Source organism: Lactobacillus delbrueckii subsp. bulgaricus (assembly GCF_046938665.1).
In the GTDB taxonomy this organism is placed as follows: domain Bacteria; phylum Bacillota; class Bacilli; order Lactobacillales; family Lactobacillaceae; genus Lactobacillus; species Lactobacillus delbrueckii_C.
The window spans coordinates 1-19,358 of sequence record NZ_JBKZCD010000033.1; the positions used below are offsets into that span (position 1 = coordinate 1).

Genomic DNA, 19,358 nt, shown 5'->3' on the forward strand with positions numbered 1-19,358 from the left:
ATCAGTTACGGCTTTCAAGCCGACAGCCTTTTCCTTTGCAATTAGGTCGCTGATCCACTTGTCTTCCACCTTGGTCAGTTCTTCTTTGCTCAACTCCCCGGCTTTGAACTTAGCCCGGGCCTCCTTTAATTCCTGCGGCCGCAAGAAGGAGCCAACGATGTCGTAACGGTATGGTGCGGATAATTTAGTCATGAGTAATTCCCCTCTGGCAAAAATAAAATCAAATAAAGCAAGTATCAAAACAGATACCAAAACAATAGAAAACATTAAGACACGATTGCCGGGCATTAAAAAAGCGCGCCCCCAACTGACTCAGTCAGTCAAGAGACGCGCCTTGCGTGTTACCACTCTTCTTCAGTCTGGCCTCACGGCCAAACCCTCAAAAGCTTCCTAATGAAAGCCCAGCGCTATATCGGGCGCTACCCGCAAACGGCTTGCCTAAGCTCACCACTTGTTTATGCTCCAAGACCATCTTCACTGCCTTTACCCTCGCCGGCTCTCAGCAATCCCGGTTCTCTGTAGAAGGCTCCCGGCAGCTACTCATCTTTTCTCAGCAATCATTAATCTAATTGCCATAATCTTAAAACTTTTACCAGGCCCTGTCAATCCTTTTGGCCAAAACTAATTTTGACTTTTTCTAAGCTTATGCAACTTGCACAAATAGCTAACCGCGCTGACCAGAAGTTGAACTTGGCCCATTTTCTTCCTGGGTCAAACCCTGGTCCCGGCAGAGTTTTTTGATCTGCTCACTAAATTCCATCAGTCGTCTTCTTGCCCTGAAGAATTTTCTCGCACAAAAGGCAAACCAGGATAATCACCGGAGCCAGGCGGAGGCTGAACAAGAAGATCAGCAACAGGGACACCAGCTTCGGCTTGCCCACGATCACGCTAACGCTGGCCGCGGTCAAGACAGCCACCAGGAGGTTCTGTGACCAGGGCAAAAGCAAAGCCAGGCCCATCCCGAAAGCAACCGAGCAGAAGATCGCCGGGAAGATGGTTCCCCCTCTCCAGCCCAGGCCAAAGCCAAAGTTGGTCAAAAGGCACTTGCCAAAGGCTAAGCTGATCAAAAAGACCGGGCCCAGCTTGGCTGCCTGGTCAACCAGCTCCCACATGGTGAAGGCCCCGGACCAGAGCAGGTAGCTGGACAAAAGACCGCCAATGCCCAGCAAGAGACCACCCAGCATTCCTTTAAGCAGGTAGTTGGGAATCGTCTCGCCCAATTTTGCCCCGATTTCTTCAAATTTCAAAAAGAACTTACCAAAAGCCAGCCCCAATGCAAAGGCCAAGGGAGTCAGCAGGACCCCCTGCCAGGTCCACTTAACCTCAGCAAAGCCAATTTGGAAAACCTTGGCTTCCGGGAAGACCTTCAGCCACATGGCGAAGCTGCAAATGCCCAGGCCGGTCCAGATAATATAGCTGGCCTTTTGCCGCCACTTCTTGGCAAAAACTGCCTTCAAGGGCCCTTTTGCTGGAGTCAATGGCCGGAACAGGGCCTTAAACTGCTCTTTAAATGGTGCCTGAGGCAGGTCAGGGTCAGTCAAGTAGTTGGTTAACTGCTGGCCCATGGCACTTGACTGGCGGGCAATGATCCCCGTCATGGAAGCTTCCGGCCCCACGCTGGCCCCGCCGGCCAGAATAATCGTCCCGTTGACCCAGGTCCGCCAGCTGGCTCCATCTACCTTGCCCGTTTTCTGGAATTCAGCCAGGATTTGCTTGATGGTCTTGGGATAGGCCCCGACCTTCAGTTGCAAAAGGCCGATCACCAGGCCGAACAGGAGGCACTGGAGCAGAAGAAGCCCTGGATGGGTCGAGGTCCGCTTTGACCAGAAGAGAGAAATTAATTCACTGGAAATTGTCAAAAAAATTCCAGCTCCTAAACCAATCAGTAAACTAAATATGCTGGCGTAAACAAAAGCCAGGCTTTTCAACCTTTTCATATGCAATATCCGCTCCAATCCTTAATCTGCATCATTCCATGATAACAAATTTATCGGGCAACTTGAACGCTTTTTCTCCCCTCCTCTCTCCCACTTAACTTTTCTTATTCAATCGAAATTATCTATACCGGTACCTAATATTTTTAGAAAAACTTTATTTGAAAGCGCTTTTGATAAATGCTAGAATGCAAGGTGAAAAAAGGAAATAATCAAAAAACAGTTAGCAAGTACATGAGGTGAATGAGATGTATTATTCAAACGGTAATTACGAAGCATTTACTGACGCTAGAAAGCCAAAAGATGCTGACAAGAAGAGCGCTTATGTCATCGGGGGCGGCCTGGCCGGCTTAGCTGCCTGCGTCTTCATGATCCGCGACGGCCACATGGCTGGCAAGAAGATTCACTTGCTGGAAGAAGAAAACCTGGCCGGGGGTTCCCTGGACGGGATCAAGCGGCCGGAATACGGCTACATCATCCGGGGCGGCCGGGAAATGGAAAACCACTTTGAATGCCTTTGGGACATGTACAGGTCAATTCCATCTTTGGAAATTCCCGGTGCTTCCTACCTGGACGAATACGCCTGGCTGGACAAGGATGACCCTAACTCATCCAACTGCCGCTTGATCCACCACCGGGGCGACCGGGTGCCGACTGACGGCCAGTATGGCCTGGGCAAGTGCTCCAGCGAAATCGTCAAGCTGGTCATGACTCCGGAAGACAAGCTGGAAGGAGTTTCAATTGAAGATTTCTTCTCTGATGAATTCTTTGAAAGCAACTTCTGGGCTTACTGGGCAACCATGTTTGCCTTTGAAAAGTGGCACTCAGTCATTGAAATGCGCCGCTACGCGATGCGTTTCATCCACCACATCGACGGCTTGCCGGACCTGTCAGCCTTGAAGTTCAACAAGTACAACCAGTATGAGTCAATGACCAAGCCTCTATTGGCCTACCTGGAAAGCCACGACGTTGACATCTGCTACAACACGCAAGTAGAAAACGTCGTAGTAGACACCAGCAACGGTGAAAAGGTCGCTAAGAAGCTGATCCTCACCAGAGACGGGGAGCACCAAGAAATCGAGTTGACCCCGGACGACCTGGTATACGTGACCAACGGGTCAATCGTTGAAAGCTCAACTTACGGCACTCACCACACTCCAGCGCCGATCACCCACAAGCTGGGCGGGTCTTGGCACCTGTGGCAAAACCTGGCTGACCAAGACGAAGCCTTTGGCCACCCGGAAGTCTTCTGCGAAAACATCCCGGAAAGAGCCTGGTTCGTTTCCGCGACCATGACCATGAAGGATGCTACTCTGGAACCATACTTTGAACGCTTGACCAAGCGGGACATCCACCAGCACCGGGTCAACACGGGCGGGATCATCACCGTAACTGACTCCAACTGGATGCTCTCCTTCACCATCCACCGTCAGCCGCACTTCAAAGACCAAAAGGAAAATGAAACTGTTGTCTGGATCTATGCCCTTTACTCAGACACGCCAGGCAACTACATCAAGAAGCGGGTCGTGGACTGCACGGGTGAAGAAATCACGGAAGAACTCCTCTACCACCTGGGCGTGCCAGACGATTTGATCAAGAAGTATGCCGGTGATGACTATGTCAACACTGTTCCGGTTTACATGCCTTACATCACTGCCTACTTCCAAATGCGGAAGAAGGGCGACCGGCCGGCAGTCGTGCCAGCTGGTTCAGTCAACCTGGCCTTCATCGGCAACTTCGCTGAATCTCCGACCAGAGACACGGTCTTCACCACTGAATACTCTGTGCGGACCGCTATGGAAGCTGTCTACACCCTGCTGAACGTTGACCGCGGGGTACCGGAAGTCTTCAACTCCGTCTACGATATCCGGGAACTTTTGAAGGCGACCTACTACTTAAACGACAAGAAGCCAATCGACCAGATGGACCTGCCGCTGCCAAAGATTGCCGTTAAGGGGGCCATGAAGAAGGTCCAGGGCACTTGGCTGGAAGAATTGCTCAGGGAAGCCAAATTGCTTGAGTAGGCAAATTAAGATATAAACAACTAACAAACAGCAACTTAAACTACAAAGGTCTGATTCCATATTTCGGAGTCAGACCTTTATTTTTATAAAAAAGCCCTTGATTGCTAACAATCAAGGACGCGTAAGTAGAGTAATTGAGAAGTTGTTTTATATCTGAAAAAGTGTTTTTGTCAAACTATGATTATCGAAATTTTCTATTGAACCGGCTGGCTGCTGTAGATCCCAAAGCCGGCAGTTACTGGCAGGTTTTGCCCGGTAATGGAAGCTGCCTGGTCACTGGCCAGGAAGTAGACCATATTGGCGATGTCTTCTGGTTCAACCACGTGACCCAGGGGACTGGCTTGGTTAAAATTTTCTACCACACTGGCCGGGTTCTGCTGAAACATTGGGGTGTTGGTCGGGCCCGGGCAGACATTGTTGACCCGAATACCGTACTTGCCATAGTCCAGAGCCATAGACCGGACAAGGTTAACCACGGCCCCCTTGGCTGCGCTGTATGCAGCCATGTTGTAGTCACCCAGCAAGCCGGAAACAGAGGCAATGTTAACGATCGAAGCTGACTTTTGCTTCATCAAAGTCGGCATAAAGGACTTAGTCATGAGGTAGATGGACTTAACGTCGATGTTCATGACCCGGTCCCAGGCTGCTTCTTCAACCTCATCCAGCCGGCCCTTGGCAAAGACGCCGGCATTGTTGACAATGCAGTCCACTGTTTCAAATTCGGCGTTGACCTTGTCAGCCAAGGCTTGAACAGAAGCCGCGTCAGCCACGTTAACCTGGACAAAGAGGACCTTCTGGTCCGGGTATTCAGCTTGCAGCTGGCCAGCTGCTTCCTGGCCCTTTTCGTTGTAGTCAGCCATGACTACATTCCAGCCTTCTGCCAGAAATTTCTTGCTGTCGCTTAAGCCCATGCCCGAAGCAGCCCCGGTAATTACTGCTGTCTTCATTATTATAACTCCCTTTGTTAATTCTAGAATTTACTGCTTTATTGGACTGGCTGGCCGGTGTAGATACCATAGCCGGCGGTTACCGGCATGTTCTGGCCAGTAATTGAAGCCGCCTCATCGCTGGCCAGGAAGTAGACCATGGCGGAAATTTCGCTTGGTTCTACAACATGGCCCAGGGGACTGCCTTCATAGTAGTGCTTAACTAGCTCCGGCGGGTTGTTGGTCAGCATGGCCGTGTTGGTCGGACCTGGGCAGACATTGTTGACCCGGATGCCGTACTTGCCGTAGTCCAGAGCCATAGACCGGACCAAGTTGACCACGGCCCCTTTGGCCGCGTTATAAGCGGCCATTTCATAGTCACCCAGCAAGCCTGAAACTGAGGCAATGTTAACGATTGAAGCTGACTTTTGCTTCATTAACTTTGGCATAAAAGACTTGGTCATGAGATAGATGGACTTAACGTCGATGTCCATGACCCGGTCCCAGCCGGCTTCATCAACTTCGTCTAAGCGGCCCTTAACCAAGACGCCGGCATTGTTGACGATGCAGTCCACCGTTTCAAATTCGGCGCTGACCTTGTCAGCCAAAGCTTGAACAGAGGCCGCGTCAGCCACGTTGACCTGGACAAAGAGGACCTTCTGGTCCGGGTATTCGGCCTGCAGCTGGTCAGCTGCTTCCTGGCCCTTTTCGTTGTAGTCAGCCATAACTACATTCCAGCCTTCTGCCAAAAATTTCTTAGTATCGCTTAAGCCCATGCCGGCTGCCGCACCGGTAATCACTACTGTCTTCATTTTTTCCATTCTCCTTAGTGCTTATAAAAGCCGATTAACTATTTCATGACTTGCATGTGTTAATTCCTTAGCCAAAGTCTTAAAGCTGCGTCTGACCAGTTCCTCTTCCTTGCCTGAAATTCCCAAGGCCGCTACCAGTTGGCCGTCTTTGAGCACTGGCACGCTCAAGCAGCGGAAGGCCAGCTCTTTTTCCTCATCATCCAAGGCATAGCCCTGCTCAGCAATAATTTCAATGTTGGTTGCCAGCATGTCCCCACCGACCAGAGTATAGGGGGTTCTGGCAGAAAAAGGCTGAGTTGTCAGGAGCCTATCCCGGGTCTGATCATCACTGAAGGCCAAAATACACTTGCCCATGGCTGAAGTATTAAGGGGCAACTGCTCGCCTAAGCGGTTTAAGTCTTCAGGATGGGATTTGGCAGGCACCACCTGAGTGATGACTACCTCTTGGTCATAGAGAATGCCCACATAGCAGCTCAGATCGTATTTACCGGCAATTTCCCGCAAAAGCGGTACCGCCGTCCAATTGAGCATTTGGTCCGGGCGCTGGGGCAGTTGGGGATAATACTTTTGTCCTACCCGGGACAGGTAGCCTAAGTCTGTCAAGGTATAAAGCAGGCGGAAGGCAGTCGTCTTTTTCAGCTGAAGCAGGTCCATGACCTCCTTCAAGCTGACTGATCCCTGCCCGCTGGCTAAACGCAAGACTTGGTCGGCTTTGACTAAAGTTGAAAGAAGATATTGATGCATCGCTGTATCCTTTCAAATAATAAAATACGCTGAATTTTTCCAAAAAGAAAAAGCTTTAAAAAAGTTTCTAATAGTGAAACCAGTTTACTCCATCCCACACTTTTTGACTAGACAAAAAGCCCTGCACAAGCGTGCAAGGCTTCTTACTTTCTCATAGAATGTCTATTTTTTCTTTTATCTTCTTACTACTTATTTCTTAAGCAATAAAGGAAATCATGATTTCCAGCTGCATCAAGGCATTGATGGCGCCAGGCAAACTTTCTTCACTGACTGTCTGCTCAATCACGGCATGGTCTTCATCAAAGTCAAAACCAGCGTCCATGACCATCCCGGCCGCGTACTCGTTCAAATCCTCATTTTCTTCCATGGGGTTGTACTTGTACATGAGGTAGCCGTCATCAGTTACCGTATACTGGTCCCCGCTTTTTTCGACCAGGACAAAAGGCTTGCGGCCATAAGCATCAACCAGTTCGTTTTCCACCTGGAAAACCGTGTCTGACCAGGGCTTAAAAACTGTCTGCCCCGCCAGCCAATTGATGTAGTCTGCCTTCAATTTCTCGATTTCCATTATTCTTTTCTTCCTTCCAAAAAATTTACGCTATCATCAATTATAGCCAATTAAAGGGCAAAAGAAAAACCAGCCTGTCGGCTGGCTTAATTTTTGGATTTTAATGATTGTCAATTGCCCCGTTCAAGCGCTTGCGCCAAACCAGGTAAACGATCAAGGCCAAAGGCACCACAATCAGCTGAACCAGGTAGAACCAGCGGCCCGGAAGAGCCTTGGCCACTACCCCGGCCAGCATCGGCCCAAAGGCCATGGCGATGTCCAGACCCAGGTAAAAGGTGGAGCTACCCAATCCCTGTTCATTAGCCGGTGACAAAAGCAGGGCCGTTGACTGCAGGACGGAGTAGATCAAGCCATAGCCGACCGCCATCCCGGCCGCTCCCAGGGCCATCATCCAGTTGCTGTTCATGTAGGCCAAAAGGACCAGGTAAATGGCCGTAGCCACCAGGCTCAGCCAGAACCAGACCCCGAAGCGGACCGTATCAAAGTAGTTCTTGAGGAAGGTCCGGATCAAGAGCAGGACAATGGCGTAGATGAAGAAGTAGCTCCCTACCGCCACTGGCATGTGCATCTTGGCCACGTAAGTCACGATGTCAGCTTGAGTAACGAAGTAAGGGATGCCGAAGCAGGTCGTCAAAAGGGCTACTGGCAAAGCATTGACGGAGATCAGCTTGAACTGCTTCTTTTCTTTTTGCCGGGGACTAGGTACAGCCCGGTTGCCGACAAACTGGATGATGATGATCATAATCAAAGTCGCCGCGGCTGGCAGCATTATGGTTTCCCGGTAGCCAATCACCTTGTAGAGGTTGATGGAAATGGCTGGGGCAATGGACATGGCCAAAGCGTTCATCAGCCCGTACAAGCCCATGGCCGCCCCAACGTGCTGGCGGGGAACCAGGAAGGCGATCCAGGTGGTCATGCAGACGGTGCAAAGAACGAAGCCAGTCCCGTTGATGATTCTGAACAAGAGCAAGAATTCCCCGTTAGGTGAAACAATATAGCCCACGATCCCGATAAGGATCAACACCCCGCCGATAAAAGACAGCTGGTACTTGGAGAACTTGTCAGTCAAGTTGCCGGCGATTGGCCGGAGAAACATAGCCGCGAAGCTCATAATCCCCACGATCACCCCGGCTAAAATGCTGCTGGCCCCCAGGCTTTCAGCATAGCCGTTGATCAATGGGTTATTGAACATGGTCCCGAACAAAAACAGGAAGGAGGCGGTCATGACCAAGATGACGTCTTTGGAGTAAATCGACTTGCCCTTTTCCTGCTCCATCCGCCCCGCTTTGGCCGGGGAAATACTTGCGCTCTTGCTGCTCACTGTAAAACCTTCTTTAGTCTCAATCAATTCAATCAATGAATTTTGCTTAAAAACAAATTAGATTTTACCATATTTCGCCCTTCTTCGCTAAGGCTGGCAAAAATCTCTTTGCCTTTTTTCTATTATTCAGCAATAAAGCGCTAGCACGAGCCTGCCAGCTTAAGATAATTAAGTCTGATTTCTTCATAAGAAAAAAGCCTGCCCAAAAGGCAGACTTGCTGATTAGTCAATGATAAATATCGTATTCTGAATTTTAGTAGTTGAAGTAGCGCTTTACTTCCCATTCTGAAACTGATTGGGTGTACAGGGCCCATTCAGTTTCCTTCATTTCCAAGAAGCTGTCAACAATGTGTTCGCTGAAGGCAGACTTGATGACTTCGTCTTCCTTGAAGGCCTTGATGGCGTTGTGCAAGGTTGATGGCAATGGCTTGATGCCCAGTTCCTTGCGTTCGTCGTCAGTCATTTCAAACAGGTTGGAAGTTACTGGGGCCATTGGCAGCTTGCCTTCCTTGATCCCGGTCAAACCAGCCTTCAGGCAGGCTGACAAAAGCAGGTATGGGTTGGCAGTTGGGTCAGCTGACCGCATTTCCAAACGGGTGCCGACTTCGTTGGCGTTAGGAATCCGGACCATTGGTGACCGGTTCCGGCTGGCCCATGAGATGTAAACTGGAGCTTCAAAGCCTGGGATCAGCCGCTTGTAGGAGTTGACCGTTGGGTTAGCCACGCAGGTAATAGCGCGGGCGTGTTCCAAAATCCCGTTCAAGAAGGTCAAGGCAGTAGTTGACAGGTGGTATTGGCCATCCTTGTCGTAGAAGACGTTCTTGCCATCCTTGAAGAGGGACATGTTGGTGTGCATCCCGTTGCCGGCCAAACCTTCAACTGGCTTAGCCATGAAGCTTGCGTACAGGTGGTACTTGCGGGCGATAGTCTTGACAACCATCTTGAAGGTTTGCAGCTTGTCAGCAGTTGCCAAAGCATTGTCGAAGCGGAAGTCGATTTCCTGCTGGCCGTCGCCGACTTCGTGGTGGGCAGCTTCTACGCGGAAGCCCAGCTTTTCCAAAGTTTCCACGATTTCCCGGCGGCACTTGGCGCCTTCGTCTTCAGAAGCCATGTCGAAGTATGAGCTGTGGTCGGAAACCTTGGTGGTTTCTTCCCCGTTCTTACCTTCCTTGAAGAGGAAGAATTCAGCTTCAAAGCCAATTTCAAAGTCGGAGAAGCCCATTTCTTCCATTTCCGCAATAACCTTCTTCAAGTTGTTGCGTGGGTCACCTTCAAATGGAGTGCCGTCTACATTGTGAACTGAGCAGACCAGGCGGCCGATCGTACCTTCTTCAACAGTCGTCCATGGCAGAACTGACCAAGTTGCCAGGTCTGGGTACAGAACCATGTCGCTTTCTTCCAGACGAACGAAGCCGTCGATTGATGAACCGTCAAAACGGGTTTGGTTGCCCAAGACGTCGTCCAATTGGCTGACAGGAACTTCCAAGTTCTTCAGCGTACCGTTAATGTCAGTGAAAGCCAAACGCAAAAAGCGAACGTTCTTCTCTTCTACATCTTTGCGGATTTCTTCTTCAGTAAATACCTTGCTCATGTTCTCACCTTTAAAAATCAAGAATAAATTTACGATCAACTAATCAATTGGCTCTGTGCTAATCGATGCTTTAAAGATACCACTCTGACCGCTTGAGGTCAAATTGGTCTAAAGACTTTTTTAATAAAAAAGGACTTTTAGCCTTTTTCCTTAAAAAATAAATGATTTACGGCATTTGTAACCGCTATTCTATCGTGAGCATAAGTTAGACCACCTTGCATGTAGAGGGCGTAAGGCGGCCGGATAGGGCCATCTGCAGAGAATTCCATGGTTGAACCAGAGACGAAATTGCCGGCGGCCATGATGACTTTATCTTCGTAACCGGGCATGGCGCTGGGGATCGGCTCAACAAAGGAGTCAATTGGCGAATTTTTCTGGACTTCTTTAGTGAAATTGATCATCTTTTCCGGGTCATTGAAGATAATCGTCTGAATAAGGTCAGTCCGCGGCTCATCCCACTTCGGCGTGACTTCACAGCCCAGCTTTTCCAAAAGAGCTGCTGAGAAGATCATCCCCTTGATGGCTTCACCCGTCGTATGCGGGGCCAGGAAGAAGCCTTCATAGAACTCGTGCATGTTGGTCAAGGTGGCTCCTTCTTCCTTGCCAATCCCCGGGGCCGTCAAGCGGATGGCCGCGTTTTCGACCAGTTCTTCTTTGCCGACGATGTAGCCGCCGGTCTGGGCGATCCCGCCGCCGGCGTTCTTGATCAAGGAGCCGGCCATGAAGTCGACCCCGTATTCAGTCGGCTCATGCTTTTCAGAAAATTCCCCATAGCAGTTGTCAACAAAGACCAGGCTCTCTGGGCTGACCTTTTTGACAAAAGCAGTCATTTCCTTAATTTGGTCAACCGTGTAGCTCTGCCGGGTGTCATAGCCTCTGGACCGCTGGATGACCACGATATGCGGCTGGTCGCGCTTAAGGATCTTTTCTGCTTCCTCATAGTCAACCCCGCCTTCTTCGTTTAAAGGCACGTAAGAGAAGTTGATCCCTTTTTGAATCAAGGTCCCCCGCTTCTTCGGGGCCAGGCCGATCACCTGCTGCATAGTGTCATAAGGCATCCCGGTCAGGTAGGTCAAAGTTTCACCTGGCAAAAGGTTGCCGTCTAATGCCACGGCCAGGGTGTGGGTGCCGGAAACAAACTGAGGCCGCACCAGCGCGTCTTCAGTATGGAAAACCTGGGCATAGATAGCTTCCAGCTTGTCTCGGCCGATATCGTCATCCCCGTAGCCGTTGGTCCCCTTGAGGTCAGCTTCTGCCACCTGGTGGTCGACAAAGGCCTTGAGGACCTTTTCCTGGTTATATACCACCTGGTCGTCGATTTCCCGCAGGCGGGGTGCGATTTCCTGGTCAACTTCAGCCAGGATTGCCTTTAATTCATCTGGTAATTTTTTCATTTTTCTTCCTTCATCCATTCTTCTATTCTGACAGCAATTCTATTCGCGCAGTTTGGGTCGGTCAAGGGGTCGTACCACTCAACTGGCAATTTGTTTCTAAAGTAGGTTAGCTGCCGCTTGGCATACCGTCTTGAGGCCGTCTTCAGGGTCGTCACGCAGGCTTCCAAGCTGGCCTCGCCTGCAAAATAAGGGAAAAATTCCTTATAGCCGATGGCCTGCAGGACCTGGTGCTCGCCGGCCCGGTGCTCGTAGACAAAGCGGGCCTCTTCTAACAGCCCGGCCTCCATCATCAAGTCCACTCTCTGGTTGATCCGCTGGTAGATGGCCTCCCGGTCACTGTTTAAGCCGATGATCAAGTAGTCGTAGCGGGGCTTGATTTCAGCCTGCTGCTTGGAAAAAAGCCCGCCCGTCCGGCTGATCACGCTAAGGGCCCGAAGGCTTCTTCGGCTGTTGGCTACCGGAATCTTCTTGGCGGCTTCTGGGTCTTTCTTGTTTAATTCCTCCCACAAGGCCTGGGGACCCTTAGCGGCTAAAAAGTCCTCCCATTCCGGGTCTACGCTGGCCGCTTCTTCTTCCTTATCCCCCAGCTGCATGTCGTTTAAGAGGGCATTGACGTAAAAGCCAGTCCCGCCCGCGATGATGGGCAGCTTGCCCTTGCCCGCGATCTCTCCAATAGCCGACCGGGCCTCATCAACGAAATTTTTTACGGAAAAATCCTCAAAGACCGAGTGGGCATCCACCAGGTAGTGCTTGACTTCTGCCTGCTCCTCCGGGCTGGCCTTGGCCGTGCCGATGGCTACTTCTTTGTAGATCTGCATGGAGTCCCCGGAGACGATCTCCCCGTCCAGTTTCTTGGCGAGCTCGATAGCCAGGCTGGTCTTGCCCACGGCGGTCGGCCCGACTATGGCCACTACTTTCTGCATAAAATCCTCCTGCAATTTTCTCTTCTTCCATCATAAACCAAAAAAGCCTGCTTGAGAAATTTTCTCAGCAAGCTTTCAGCTTAGTTCTTGGCTGCCTTCTTGCGACCGTCCCATTGGGAGAAGCCATCCTTGAGGTAAAAGACCTTGGCAAAATTGTGCTTGCGCAGGATGCTGGCGCAGCGCAGGGTCATGGTCAAAGAGTCCGAGTAGAGGTAGACCGGCAGGTCTGGCCGCAGTTCGGTGTATTGGTACTTGAACATGGTGTAAGGAATGTTTCTTGCCCCATCAATATGTTCATGCTTGAACTCATCGGCTTCGCGGACGTCGATGATCTGCGCCTTCCGCATCCCGGCCTTGAATTCCTCGTTGGTCAGTTCCCCGCCCAGGCGCTTGGCCTGGATCCGGTTGTAGGCCCAGAAGCCCAGAAAGCCCAGCAGAATGACGCCCAAGATGACGTCAAGAACGATTAAAAAATTGGTCATGTAAAAAGCTCCTTCTTGCAAGTCTTATCTTATAATAACGCTAAATTCAGCCTGGGGCTAGCTAGTCCAGTCTTTTTTCCCGCTCAAGCCGTTCTTCGTATTCGTGCTCATGCTTTAAAACCAGTTTCGCGTTTAAATAGATTTTTTTCTCTATGAGGCCTGCCTTATACAAATTGTCTAATTCAATCGCCATTAATTCGATGTCCCACTTCCGCTTGCCCAAGTGGACCAGGATGCCGTATTTTTTCAAAAGCTGCTGGACATCGTAAAGATTTTTCAAAACAGTCATTATACCGTCACTGCCATTCCTAAACGCAAAGTCAAAACCACGTAGACAATCAAGGCCGCCGCGGCCAAGAGCCGGCCGCCCTTGCCGTAGCCTTTATAGGTCGCGTCACCCAGGATTACCGCCAGCGTGGACCCGGTGATCAAACCGCCCAAGTGGCCCAGGATATCCACGTCAGGCATGAAGACGTCCAGGACCAGGTTGATGACCGCTAAGGCTAAAGCCTGCCGGCCCAGGAAGGACAAAAGAGTATTATCTTTATCCTTAAAGCCGGCGCAAGTCATGGCCCCAAAGAGGCCAAAGAGGGCAGTTGAGGCCCCGGCACTGATGGCCTGGTCATTGCCAAAGGCCAAGGTCAAAAGACTGCCGCCCACCCCTGACAGCAGGTAGATCAGCAAAAAGCGCCAGTGGCCGAAAACCGGCTCAGCGTACTGGCCGATATAGTAGATCATGATCGCGTTGGAAGCGATGTGCATGATCCCGATATGGAGGAACTGGGAGGTAAACAGGCGCCACCACTGGCCCTCCATAACCACGGCCGGGTTGAACATGGCCCCCATTTTCAGCAAAACGGAAGTGCTCTCAGAGCCGCCCATAAAGGTTTCCACCAGGAAAACGGCAAAGAGGATCACAACCAGCGCGGTTGTCATATAATTACGCCGCAGATTATTCATCACCGGCCTCCTTTACAATAATCAAATCATCCATGGCCTGGTCATGGTCTTCCATTGGCCAGGCGGGAGTCTTGAAGTACATGACTGAGTTGACCAGGGCCAGGGTCTGGACGGAATTTTGGGCCAAAAAGCGGTCATAGTAGCCCCCGCCAAAACCAATCCGGCTCTTGCCCGCTGGGCTAAAAGCCAGGCCGGGAACAAAAAGCAGGTCCAAGGCATTATCAGCTGCTTTTTCTTCCGCCAGTTCCCAGACCCCAAATTTGGTCTGCATTAAGGGAGCACCTTCGTCCCATTTTAAAAAGTCCAGCTGCCAGCCAGGATGGCACTTGGCCAAATAGAGCTCCTTACCCTCTGCTCGAAGCGCAGTAAACAACGGCCGGATATCCACTTCCAGCGGCATGGGCAGGGTCAGGCCAATTTTATTCGCCTGCTGGACCAGGGGATGCTGCAGGGCCAGGGAAGTCAATTCCTGGTCCTGCCTTTTTTTAGCCGGAGTCTTGGCGAAATCCGCCAGCCGCTGCCTTTGCCAGGAGCGGAAAGTCTTCTTGTCCATCAAAGCAGTCACGCCTCACTTCCTGCAAAATAAAAAAAGCAGGCCTTTCGACCTGCTGTCTTTTATTACTTAGTCTCGCGGTGAAGAGTTACCTGTCTTTCAACTGGGCAATACTTCTTCAAGGTCAAACGTTCCGGATGCTTACGCTTGTTCTTCTTAGATAAGTAACTTCTGTCGCCACATTCGGTGCATTCTAAAATGATGTTGTCTGCCATTATTTTCACCACCTACAATTAATATCTGACTGTACAATCATAACATTTTCAAGGGCAAAGAGCAAGTTATCTTGCTAAATTAACTATTAATTTGTACTTGAAAACTTTCCCTTGTGCATCTTGTAGTAAGTCGTCACCATCGCCTTGGCCATGTTCTTGTTGTAGCTGCCTTCCTTGTCCGGGTCAATGCCGGCAAAAACAACCGCGAAGGCAATCTGCGGGTTATTGGACGATGCCCAGCCAACCATGGTTTCGTTGATCAATTCCGTATCAGTCGACTTTCTGGTCTTGGTGTTGTAATAGAAAGTCTGGGCCGTACCGGTCTTGGCGGAGATCGATGGCTTGACGTCCTTTAAGGCATGGGCCGTACCCCAGGCGTTGGACCCGTGAACGACCTGGTAGAGCCCCTGCTTGATGACAGCCAGCTCATCCGCTGTCCAAGGGATCTTGAACTGGACAGTCGGCTTCTTGTTATAGTAAGCATAGAAGTGCTTGCCGTCGCTGCTGGTTCTGCCGATAGATTGGACCACGTATGGCTGCATCCGGTAGCCCCCGTTGGCAATCGTTGAAATGTACTGCACCAGCTGGATTGGGGTGTAAGCGTCGTAGTTCCCATAGGATTCGTCGAGGACTGACCCGGACAGGATGATCCCGTTGGAGTCAGTTGATGCCCCCTGGATCCCGGAGCTTTCACCTGGCAGGTCGATCCCGGTCTTTTGCCCCAAACCAAACATGGCAAAGTTGTTTCTCAAGGTCTCAAAGGCCGTCTGCGGCATGTGAATGTACTGCTTGGCTACATAGCTGGCCTTCACCCAGCGCAGGGTCAGCTGCATCATGTAGATGTTGGAAGATACTTCCAGGGCGCTGGCCGCCGTCAGGGCGCCGAAAGTCCCGGTCGGGTAAACAGACTTCTTGACCGGGGAACCCGGCAGGTAGATGGCCGTATCCGGCATGGTGTTGCTCGTTGGGGTGATGACCTTATTGATCAAGCCCCCGGCCACTTGGGCCCCCTTGACAACAGACCCCATAACGAAGGACTGGTTGATGTTGCCCAGGGCGTTGTCAGAAATCTTGCCCGTTGAAGGGTCATAGCTGATCCCGGACATGGCCAGGATCGCCCCGGTATTCGGGTTCATGGCAATCGCGTAAGCCCCGCTGGACAGGCTGGCCGCCCCGGCACTCAAGGCAGAGTTAAACTGCTGCTTGAGGGCCTTGGTTACGTCTGCTTGGTACTTGGCGTCAATCGTCAATTTCAGGCTGGACCCGGACTGGCCCTTGTAAACCTGCTTGGTCTTGGTGATTTCGTTGCTGGAGTTGCTGGTGACCTTGTAGCTGGCCTTGGTCCCCTTCAAGAGGGCCTCATATTCCTTTTCCAGGTAGGAAGTCCCGACCCGGTCGTTTCTGGAATAGCCGTTAACCAGGTAGTACTGGAGGTTGTCACTCGGCAGACCAGTCTTGGTCGTGGAAACTGACCCGATGATACTCTTGATTGAAGACCCGTTCGGGTAGTAGCGGTTCCAGTCAGTCCCAATTCCGACCCCCGGCATGGAGGACAGGTGCTCACCGACCTGGGCGATTTCCTTGTTGCTGAGGCCGTTGCTCTTCAAGTTGATCGTCGACAAGGTCGTCGCCCCTGACATCTTGTTATACAAGAGGGCGGCCGTCTTTTCCTGGCTGGTTAAAGACGGCTTAAGGGTGTTTTCGACGTAGGCCACTTCATTGTCGTTGATTTCTGAAGTCGACAGGCTGGACTTCTTCTGGGACTTGGGCAAGGCAGCCAGGACTTTCTTGGCCCGGCTGCTGTCAGCCAGGTAATAATCGGCAATTTGTCTTTTTGTCGGCTTTTCGTCGGTAATTTTTATATAATTACTAAGGGTATTAGCAACCTTGTACATCTCTTTGGAAGTCGCTGACAGGCTGCGCATGTAAGTAACCGCGTTCTCAGCCTTGTTGCCGACCAGGATCCGGCCCTGGGAATCGTACATAACCCCCCGGGGGACGGACTTGGTCATGGTCTTTTCGTCGGTGGCGTTAACCTCCGCGGAGAAGCGCGAACCGTAGAAGAGCTGCAAGTATGCTAATTGGCCGATTAAGGCCGCGAACAAAATTACGATGACCCCGACCAGAATCTTCATTCTGAGAGGGGTGTTTGCGGTTTGACTACTGTTGCCAGTTCCGCTATTCTTTCTAAAATAACTCACGATAAAACCATCCTCACTAACAAGTAATTTTAGCAAAAAGACCTACGCAATTCTATCATTCAGAAGAGGAGTTAGCTAATTCTTAATGTACATGTCCAAAATAAAACGTTTTTTTCAAAAATTCGGCCTTAAGCAGCTTTATGCCTGCCTGGCCTTTGCCCTGCCGGCCCTGATTTTCGCCGGTTACTTTCTCAGCAAGAAGGGCAATATTCTGACCGTCGACCTGGGCCAGCAGTACGTTGACTTCCTGGCCTACTATCAGCAAAAGCTCTTTAAAGACCCAAGCAAGTTGATTTACAGCTTTGCCAGCGGCCTGGGCGGCTCCATGCTGGGGACGGACAGCTACTACCTGCTCAGTCCCTTTAACCTGCTCTTGCTCTTTTTCCCGCAGAAGTTCCTGCCCCAGGGGATCCTTTTGGTCATCTCCTGCAAGATCGGAGCTATCGGCCTGTCAAGTTACCTGGTCTGGGGAAAGAAGTACCAGCTGGCTAAGGAATACATTCTGGCCGCCAGCCTGGCCTTTGCCCTCTGCGGCTTTGTGGTTGCCAACAATTTGAACTTGATGTGGCTGGACAGCCTGGTCCTTTTACCCTGGCTGCAGGAAGCTATTGACCGCCTTTTATCCGGGGAGAAAAATTACCTGGTCCCAATTACCTTCCTGCTCTGGCTGACCAACTTCTATACCGGCTACATGACCCTGCTCTTTGGCCTGCTCTATTTGCTGGTGGGCCTGGCCACAAATAGGGAGCCAAAGGCCCGCTTTTGGACCTACTTCAAGCGCAGCTTCTTTGGCAGCTGCCTGGCCGGAGTCAGCCTCTGGCCGACTTTTTTAGAGCTTTTAGCCGGCAAAACCGATGCTGACATCAGCTGGAAGCTGAACTTCCAGTTCCCGCCCTACCAGCTGGCCGCTAAATTGGTTGACGGGGCCTACAGCTTCCATGAAATGTCAGACGGCCTGCCCAACATCTTCATCAGTTCCTGCTTCGCCCTTTTGGCCCTGCTCTTTATTTTCAACTCTAAGTTCAGCAAGCGGGAAAAACTGGCCCGGAGCCTGCTTTTGGCCTTCCTGGTCTTGTCTTTGTCCTTTACCCCCCTGGTCTTGATCTGGCATTTGGGCCAGTTCCCGGTCTGGTACCCGGCCCGGTTCAGCTTCCTGGTTTCCTTCTATTCCTTGAACCTGGCCCTGGAAAACATGGACAGGGATGCCAGCTTCAACCTCAAGCAGAAGGTCCTGGCGGCTCTTTTAGGAGCCAGCGTTTCTGTTTACCTGGCCATCGACCCCGACAAGCTGGAATTTATCCGGCAGGATGGGAAAATCGCGACCGGCCTCTTCCTTTTGGCCAGCCTGCTCTTCATTCTCTTTATTTACGGCCAGCACTATTTAGCCGGCCACTACGCCCTGCTTTTGGTCGTGTCGGAAGTCACGGTCAACTTGATTTTTTCCTTAAACGCGATTTCCTACCAGGAAAACAAGAACTATGCCAAGTTTGAAGCCAACGTCAGCCAGGCGACCAGCTACCTGGCCAAGACCGATTCCAGCCTCTACAGAACGGAAAAGAGCTTCAGCCGGTCTGATGACGACCCCTTCACTGGCAACTACTACGGAGTGACCACCTTCAACTCCATCAGCAATTCCAGCACTTCCAACCTGCTCAGCCGCTTAGGATATGTCCACAACAGCAACTCTTACACCAACCAGGGCGGGACGCTTTTAACTGATGCCTTCCTGGGGGTCAAGTACTACTTGGAGCCGAATTATTCTTATGACGGCGTTTCAGCTGCCCAGCGGATGCCTTATGACAACTTGAACCACCGGGCTGATTTAAACAGCTATTATCCGAAAAAGCAGTTCAAGCAGATCAGCATTTTAGAAAACAAGCAGGCCCTGCCACTCATTTTTGCCAGCCAGAGCTTGCAGAAAAAGGTCAAATTTCTGGACAACGACCCGGTTTACAACCAGCAGAAGCTCTGGGAGAGCCTGGGCCTGTCCGGCCAGCTTTTTAAAAAGGTCAAGAGCCAGATCAAACTGACTGACTTGAAGGTCAACCAGTCCAACCCCCTGGTCTTCAAGAAGGTTAACTCAGCTAAACCGGCTTCCGTCACCTTCAGCTTGACGCCAAAGAGCAATGACTCTTACTACCTGCAGCTCCCAGACGGCTTTGACTTTAAGACTGCCAGCTTGAGCGTCAACGACATTTTCTACAACTACGAGAGCCGGGACGGGCAGATCCGCCTGGTCAACATCGCCAGCCAAAATAAAAAGTCTAAGATCAAGATCACTTTTAACTTGACCAATGCGACCCTGGACTTAACCGGCCTTACCTTCTGGCACTTTAACAATTCCGCCTTCAAGGCCGGGATCAAGCAGCTAAAGGCGCCAAAGCTCAAGTTAAAGCAGACGGGTTTAAAAATTTCCAGCCAGACTTTTAAGAGTCAAAAGAAGCTCTGGATCACGACGATTCCTTATTCCAAGAACTGGCTGGTCTATGACAATGGCAAACGGGTAGCCACCAGCAAGTACGCCTCCAGTCTCCTGGCCTTTAATTTAGAGGGGAGCAAGCATAAATTGACCCTGGTCTACCTGCCGGCCAGCCTCATTGTCGGCAGCTTGATCAGCTTGGTAACTTTGGCTGTCTACTTGCTTTTGAAAAAGAAACAGAGAATTTAAAAGGTAAAATAGAGCGTAAAAAAAGGTGCTGTCCTGGTGGAC

Annotated in this window: 17 protein-coding genes and 1 pseudogene; 2 read left to right on the top strand and 16 right to left on the bottom strand. The window is 50.9% G+C overall.

The window, feature by feature from the left end; genetic code table 11:
- Both ACLUXO_RS09445 and ACLUXO_RS09450 read right to left on the bottom strand, forming a co-directional pair.
- Positions 1-192 (bottom strand): annotated as a pseudogene (locus ACLUXO_RS09445) (hypothetical protein); the annotation flags it as partial.
- A 557-nt stretch (positions 193-749) separates the two neighbouring features.
- Positions 750-1,859, bottom strand: coding sequence for a chloride channel protein (locus ACLUXO_RS09450; RefSeq protein WP_412137341.1), 1,110 nt, complete (start codon positions 1,857-1,859; stop codon positions 750-752).
- 323 nt (positions 1,860-2,182) lie between these two features.
- Here ACLUXO_RS09450 and ACLUXO_RS09455 point away from each other — a divergent pair, with 323 nt between their 5' ends.
- Positions 2,183-3,958 carry an oleate hydratase gene (locus tag ACLUXO_RS09455; RefSeq protein WP_412137342.1) on the top strand — a complete coding sequence of 592 codons (1,776 nt, stop codon included), beginning with the start codon at positions 2,183-2,185 and terminating at the stop codon, positions 3,956-3,958.
- Positions 3,959-4,152: 194 nt separating this feature from the next.
- Here ACLUXO_RS09455 and ACLUXO_RS09460 read toward each other — a convergent pair whose 3' ends face one another.
- The 14 genes from ACLUXO_RS09460 to ACLUXO_RS09525 all read right to left on the bottom strand — a co-directional run bounded on the left by ACLUXO_RS09460 (position 4,153) and on the right by ACLUXO_RS09525 (position 16,648).
- On the bottom strand, positions 4,153-4,905 hold the full coding sequence (locus ACLUXO_RS09460) for an SDR family NAD(P)-dependent oxidoreductase (RefSeq protein WP_412137343.1): 753 nt from the start codon (positions 4,903-4,905) through the stop codon (positions 4,153-4,155).
- Between the two features lie 38 nt (positions 4,906-4,943).
- Entirely contained in the window at positions 4,944-5,696 is a 753-nt protein-coding gene (locus tag ACLUXO_RS09465) for an SDR family NAD(P)-dependent oxidoreductase (RefSeq protein ID WP_412137344.1), read from the bottom strand.
- Between the two features lie 21 nt (positions 5,697-5,717).
- Positions 5,718-6,440 (bottom strand): IclR family transcriptional regulator, encoded by a 723-nt coding sequence (locus ACLUXO_RS09470; protein WP_412137345.1) that lies wholly within the window; start codon positions 6,438-6,440, stop codon positions 5,718-5,720.
- Between the two features lie 196 nt (positions 6,441-6,636).
- A complete protein-coding gene (locus ACLUXO_RS09475; RefSeq protein WP_412137346.1) occupies positions 6,637-7,008 on the bottom strand; it encodes a hypothetical protein in 372 nt (123 codons plus the stop codon).
- Between the two features lie 100 nt (positions 7,009-7,108).
- Entirely contained in the window at positions 7,109-8,329 is a 1,221-nt protein-coding gene (locus tag ACLUXO_RS09480; RefSeq protein WP_412137347.1) for an MFS transporter, read from the bottom strand.
- 253 nt (positions 8,330-8,582) lie between these two features.
- Positions 8,583-9,920, bottom strand: a complete 1,338-nt coding sequence (gene glnA / locus ACLUXO_RS09485) for a type I glutamate--ammonia ligase (RefSeq protein ID WP_412137348.1) — start codon at positions 9,918-9,920, stop codon at positions 8,583-8,585.
- Positions 9,921-10,057: 137 nt separating this feature from the next.
- On the bottom strand, positions 10,058-11,314 hold the full coding sequence (locus tag ACLUXO_RS09490; RefSeq protein WP_412137349.1) for a methionine gamma-lyase family protein: 1,257 nt from the start codon (positions 11,312-11,314) through the stop codon (positions 10,058-10,060).
- Positions 11,311-12,237, bottom strand: coding sequence for a tRNA (adenosine(37)-N6)-dimethylallyltransferase MiaA (gene miaA / locus ACLUXO_RS09495; protein WP_412137350.1), 927 nt, complete (start codon positions 12,235-12,237; stop codon positions 11,311-11,313). Before miaA ends, ACLUXO_RS09490 begins: the two co-directional genes overlap by 4 nt.
- Before the next feature lie 80 nt (positions 12,238-12,317).
- On the bottom strand, positions 12,318-12,719 hold the full coding sequence (locus tag ACLUXO_RS09500; protein WP_412137351.1) for a rhodanese-like domain-containing protein: 402 nt from the start codon (positions 12,717-12,719) through the stop codon (positions 12,318-12,320).
- A 61-nt stretch (positions 12,720-12,780) separates the two neighbouring features.
- Entirely contained in the window at positions 12,781-13,008 is a 228-nt protein-coding gene (locus ACLUXO_RS09505; RefSeq protein WP_215462239.1) for a YqgQ family protein, read from the bottom strand.
- Positions 13,008-13,679: a rhomboid family intramembrane serine protease gene (locus tag ACLUXO_RS09510; RefSeq protein ID WP_412137352.1), complete on the bottom strand. Its 672-nt coding sequence runs from the start codon at positions 13,677-13,679 to the stop codon at positions 13,008-13,010. The genes ACLUXO_RS09505 and ACLUXO_RS09510 overlap by 1 nt, the downstream gene beginning before the upstream one ends.
- A complete protein-coding gene (locus ACLUXO_RS09515; RefSeq protein WP_412137353.1) occupies positions 13,672-14,244 on the bottom strand; it encodes a 5-formyltetrahydrofolate cyclo-ligase in 573 nt (190 codons plus the stop codon). Before ACLUXO_RS09515 ends, ACLUXO_RS09510 begins: the two co-directional genes overlap by 8 nt.
- 53 nt (positions 14,245-14,297) lie before the next feature.
- Positions 14,298-14,447, bottom strand: a complete 150-nt coding sequence (gene rpmG, locus ACLUXO_RS09520; RefSeq protein WP_002879260.1) for a 50S ribosomal protein L33 — start codon at positions 14,445-14,447, stop codon at positions 14,298-14,300.
- Positions 14,448-14,533: 86 nt separating this feature from the next.
- A complete protein-coding gene (locus ACLUXO_RS09525; protein ID WP_412137354.1) occupies positions 14,534-16,648 on the bottom strand; it encodes a peptidoglycan D,D-transpeptidase FtsI family protein in 2,115 nt (704 codons plus the stop codon).
- An 85-nt stretch (positions 16,649-16,733) separates the two neighbouring features.
- Between ACLUXO_RS09525 and ACLUXO_RS09530 the strand changes: the two genes are divergently transcribed.
- Positions 16,734-19,316, top strand: coding sequence for a YfhO family protein (locus ACLUXO_RS09530; protein ID WP_412137355.1), 2,583 nt, complete (start codon positions 16,734-16,736; stop codon positions 19,314-19,316).
- Positions 19,317-19,358 lie beyond the last annotated feature (42 nt).

What these genes read in the sequence shown, in the direction of transcription:
- ACLUXO_RS09500 (WP_412137351.1), bottom strand. Translation starts at nt 12,719, where the DNA reads ATGACCAATTTTTTAATCGTTCTTGACGTCATCTTGGGCGTCATTCTG.
- glnA (WP_412137348.1), bottom strand. Translation starts at nt 9,920, where the DNA reads ATGAGCAAGGTATTTACTGAAGAAGAAATCCGCAAAGATGTAGAAGAG.
- ACLUXO_RS09530 (WP_412137355.1), top strand. Translation starts at nt 16,734, where the DNA reads ATGTACATGTCCAAAATAAAACGTTTTTTTCAAAAATTCGGCCTTAAG.
- ACLUXO_RS09475 (WP_412137346.1), bottom strand. Translation starts at nt 7,008, where the DNA reads ATGGAAATCGAGAAATTGAAGGCAGACTACATCAATTGGCTGGCGGGG.
- ACLUXO_RS09490 (WP_412137349.1), bottom strand. Translation starts at nt 11,314, where the DNA reads ATGAAAAAATTACCAGATGAATTAAAGGCAATCCTGGCTGAAGTTGAC.
- ACLUXO_RS09470 (WP_412137345.1), bottom strand. Translation starts at nt 6,440, where the DNA reads ATGCATCAATATCTTCTTTCAACTTTAGTCAAAGCCGACCAAGTCTTG.
- ACLUXO_RS09510 (WP_412137352.1), bottom strand. Translation starts at nt 13,679, where the DNA reads ATGAATAATCTGCGGCGTAATTATATGACAACCGCGCTGGTTGTGATC.
- ACLUXO_RS09505 (WP_215462239.1), bottom strand. Translation starts at nt 13,008, where the DNA reads ATGACTGTTTTGAAAAATCTTTACGATGTCCAGCAGCTTTTGAAAAAA.
- ACLUXO_RS09465 (WP_412137344.1), bottom strand. Translation starts at nt 5,696, where the DNA reads ATGAAGACAGTAGTGATTACCGGTGCGGCAGCCGGCATGGGCTTAAGC.
- rpmG (WP_002879260.1), bottom strand. Translation starts at nt 14,447, where the DNA reads ATGGCAGACAACATCATTTTAGAATGCACCGAATGTGGCGACAGAAGT.
- miaA (WP_412137350.1), bottom strand. Translation starts at nt 12,237, where the DNA reads ATGCAGAAAGTAGTGGCCATAGTCGGGCCGACCGCCGTGGGCAAGACC.
- ACLUXO_RS09455 (WP_412137342.1), top strand. Translation starts at nt 2,183, where the DNA reads ATGTATTATTCAAACGGTAATTACGAAGCATTTACTGACGCTAGAAAG.
- ACLUXO_RS09460 (WP_412137343.1), bottom strand. Translation starts at nt 4,905, where the DNA reads ATGAAGACAGCAGTAATTACCGGGGCTGCTTCGGGCATGGGCTTAAGC.